This is a genomic window from Rhodovulum adriaticum (assembly GCF_004345735.1).
GTDB classification, from domain to species: Bacteria; Pseudomonadota; Alphaproteobacteria; order Rhodobacterales; family Rhodobacteraceae; genus Rhodovulum; species Rhodovulum adriaticum.
The window spans coordinates 1-2,817 of record NZ_SLXL01000030.1; the positions used below are offsets into that span (position 1 = coordinate 1).

The following is a 2,817-nucleotide window of genomic DNA, read 5'->3' on the forward strand; positions in this document are numbered from 1 at the left end:
GTAAGCCCCCGGTTTTTACCGCAGCGGCTGGTCCTTGACGCGGGCGATGATGTCGGGTTCGGCGACGAAGTCTTCGAGGAAGCTGTGCCACTCTTCGACGGACACGCGTGCGGATGCGAGCATGTCGCGCAGCTCTTCGATGCCGTCGTCGGTCAGCGCCTTGATGTAGTCGTCTGGCCCGATCTGGATGCTGACGATGCTGCCATAGGTGAGATTGTCGTCATTGCTCACGATGGCCTCGAGCAGGTCGGGGTCTTCGCCCCATTGGCTGGCGACATGGGCGAGGGCGCAGACATAGGTCGTGTCGGCCATCACGCTGCCTCGCTGTTCGGCTGGTCTGCGGGCGTCCAGTTCCATGGAAGCAATTCGGCCAGCCGGTTGAGCTTGTGATCGTGGATACGGTCGAGGAGATCGGCGAGATAGGCCTGCGGGTCGAGGCCGTTCATCTTGGCCGTCTCGATGATCGTCATGGCACGGGCCAGGGTTTCGCCGCCGGTGTCGGACCCTGCGAAGAGCCAGTTGCGGCGGCCGACGCCGATCGGGCGCATGCCGCGTTCGGCGGCGTTATTATCGATGGCCACACGGCCGTCTTCGAGGAACAGGCAGAAGGAATCCCACCGGCTCAGGCCATAGCGGAAAGCCTTGGCCAGATCGCTCTTGCCGGGAATGCGCGTCAGTTGCTTTTCGGCCCAGGCGCGGAACGCCTCGACCTGCGGTTTGCTCTTGTCCTGGCGGACAGCACGCCGAACCTCGGCCGGCTGGCCTGCGATCTGGCGCTCGATGTCGTAGAGCCTGCCGACCCGGTCGAGCGCCTCCTTGGCGACCTCGGATTTGTCCGAAGTCCATACATCATGGAAGTCGCGCCTGAGATGCGCCCAGCACGCCGCCTCGCGGAACTGGGCGGTGCCGTCGGCCCCAGGCGCGTAGAGATCTTTGAACCCGGAATAGGCATCGGCCTGCAGGATACCGCTGCTGTGTTTCAGGTGGTCCTGCGGATGCTTGCCCTTCCGGTCCGGCGAGAAGCGATAGACCGCGCCAGGTGGCGCCGTGCCCGCCCATGGCCGCTGATCGCGCACATAGACCCAGATGCGCCCCTGTTTGACACCCTTGCCCAGCCCCTTGTTCTTCTGCGACCGGTCGAGCACACGGATCGGGGTATCGTCGGCATGCAGAATGTCGCTGGCCATGACCTCCTTTTCGATCCTCTCGATCACGGGATGGAGCGTTTTCATCGCCCGCCCGCACCAGTCCACCAGCGTCGTGTCGGGGATGTCGGCGCCCATCCGGGCGAAGATCTCGTTCAGGCGGTACAAGGGAAGGTGGTCGTCGAATTTCGAGACGAGAATGAAGGCCAGTAACGAAGGCCCCGCCATGCTGCGCGGGATCGGCCGGCTGGGAGCAGGCTCCTGCACCATCTTCTCGCAACGCCGACAGGATTTCTTGACCCGGGCGATCTCGATCACCTTCAGCCGGGCCGCAATCATGTCGAGAAGCTCGCTGACGTCTTCTCCGACCACCCGCAACTCCCCACCGCAGTCCGGACAGGTGTCGCCGGGATCCAGTTCGCGGCGCTCGCGCGGGGTCGTGTCGGAGACGCGGGGACGGCGGCGAGGTGTCTTGCCGTCCTCCTGGTTTTCCGGTGTCGCAGCTATGTCGTCCTCGCCGGGATCGCTGTCCTCGGGTGGCGCAGTGTCGGCCTCGGCCATTGCCACCTGCAAATCCTCAAGCGCCAGTTCCAGCTGTTCGATCTCGCGCTCGATCTTCTCCGAACTCTTCCCGAAGGCCTGCTTCTTGAGCTTCGCAATCCGCACACGCAGCGCCTGGACCAGCAGGTCGTGTGCCCGCAACGTGGCCGTGATCTGCGCGTTTTCCGCCCGCAGGGCAGCAATCATCGCCTTGAGAACGGCGGGATCGTCAGGCAAATCGGGGGCGGAAGTCGACATGCCCATGTCTACCATGTCACCCCGGGAATCGCCATAAAAACAAGGCAAAACAGACGGGTAAAATCAGCCCACCCGCGCCGGCGGCGCGCCCCAGTCCGGCCGGCGCCAGTCGATCCCCTCCCACAACATGGCCAGTTGCGCCGAGGTCAGCCGCGCACTTCCTGTCGTCGCGCTCGGCCACGGAAACCGCCCCCGTTCCAGAACCTTGTAATACAGGCAGAAGCCCTGGCCGTCCCAGTACAGCAACTTGATCCTGTCGCCGCGGCGCCCACGGAACGCGAACACCGCCCCGCTCGCCGGCTTCTGGCGGAGCACATCCTGCGCGATCGCCGAAAGCCCCGCGATCCCTTTCCGCATGTCGGTCACCCCGCAGGCAAGATAAACTCGAACGCCGGTGCCCGGACCGATCATGCCTTTTCCACCGCCCGGATCAACCGGGTCAGCACCGCGGCCTCCATCGCGCTGTCGAACCGGAGACACCGGCCACCCACCAGACGGAGTTCCACCGCAACGGACGGCACCGTTTCCGGGCCGGGCGCCATATCCTCGATGGCCGGGAGGTCGACCGGCAGAAAGATCGCGCCCGCATCTGGCGACCACAGACCCTTCTTCTTCAGTTCGTGCCGCCAGGCGTAAACCTGCTGCCGGCGCACCTCGTGACGCTGCGCCACCTGCGTCACCGTCGCCCCGTCGATCCCGACCGACGACACGATCGCCAGCTTCTCCTCATCGCTCCACCGCCGCCGGCGTTCGAGCCCAAGCACCTCGCCCCGCATGACCCCTCCACGTAAGAGACGTCATTTGCGACGTCGCTATGCACGTGTCTTAGGCGATCACGCCACCTTCAGGCAGGCGGTGCAAATCGGGGGCTTAC

General features: G+C 64.9%; 4 protein-coding genes. All 4 read right to left on the reverse strand.

All coding sequences use genetic code 11. The features are described 5' to 3' along the window. Positions 1-15: 15 nt before the first annotated feature. The 4 genes from EV656_RS16360 to tnpA all read right to left on the reverse strand — a co-directional run bounded on the left by EV656_RS16360 (position 16) and on the right by tnpA (position 2,719). Positions 16-312 carry a hypothetical protein gene (locus EV656_RS16360; RefSeq protein WP_132605854.1) on the reverse strand — a complete coding sequence of 99 codons (297 nt, stop codon included), beginning with the start codon at positions 310-312 and terminating at the stop codon, positions 16-18. Further along, the gene (gene tnpC, locus EV656_RS16365) at positions 312-1,943 is read right to left on the reverse strand and encodes an IS66 family transposase (RefSeq protein WP_165919037.1); all 1,632 of its coding nucleotides are present in this window, start codon (positions 1,941-1,943) and stop codon (positions 312-314) included. Before tnpC ends, EV656_RS16360 begins: the two co-directional genes overlap by 1 nt. 63 nt (positions 1,944-2,006) lie before the next feature. Further along, positions 2,007-2,354 carry an IS66 family insertion sequence element accessory protein TnpB gene (gene tnpB, locus EV656_RS16370; protein ID WP_132605850.1) on the reverse strand — a complete coding sequence of 116 codons (348 nt, stop codon included), beginning with the start codon at positions 2,352-2,354 and terminating at the stop codon, positions 2,007-2,009. Beyond that, positions 2,351-2,719, reverse strand: coding sequence for an IS66-like element accessory protein TnpA (gene tnpA / locus EV656_RS16375; RefSeq protein WP_132605852.1), 369 nt, complete (start codon positions 2,717-2,719; stop codon positions 2,351-2,353). The genes tnpB and tnpA overlap by 4 nt, the downstream gene beginning before the upstream one ends. Positions 2,720-2,817: the final 98 nt, after the last annotated feature.

Excerpts from the sequence above, each read along its gene's own strand:
- tnpA (WP_132605852.1), bottom strand. The coding sequence starts at position 2,719 with ATGCGGGGCGAGGTGCTTGGGCTCGAACGCCGGCGGCGGTGGAGCGAT.
- tnpC (WP_165919037.1), bottom strand. The coding sequence starts at position 1,943 with ATGTCGACTTCCGCCCCCGATTTGCCTGACGATCCCGCCGTTCTCAAG.
- EV656_RS16360 (WP_132605854.1), bottom strand. The coding sequence starts at position 312 with ATGGCCGACACGACCTATGTCTGCGCCCTCGCCCATGTCGCCAGCCAA.
- tnpB (WP_132605850.1), bottom strand. The coding sequence starts at position 2,354 with ATGATCGGTCCGGGCACCGGCGTTCGAGTTTATCTTGCCTGCGGGGTG.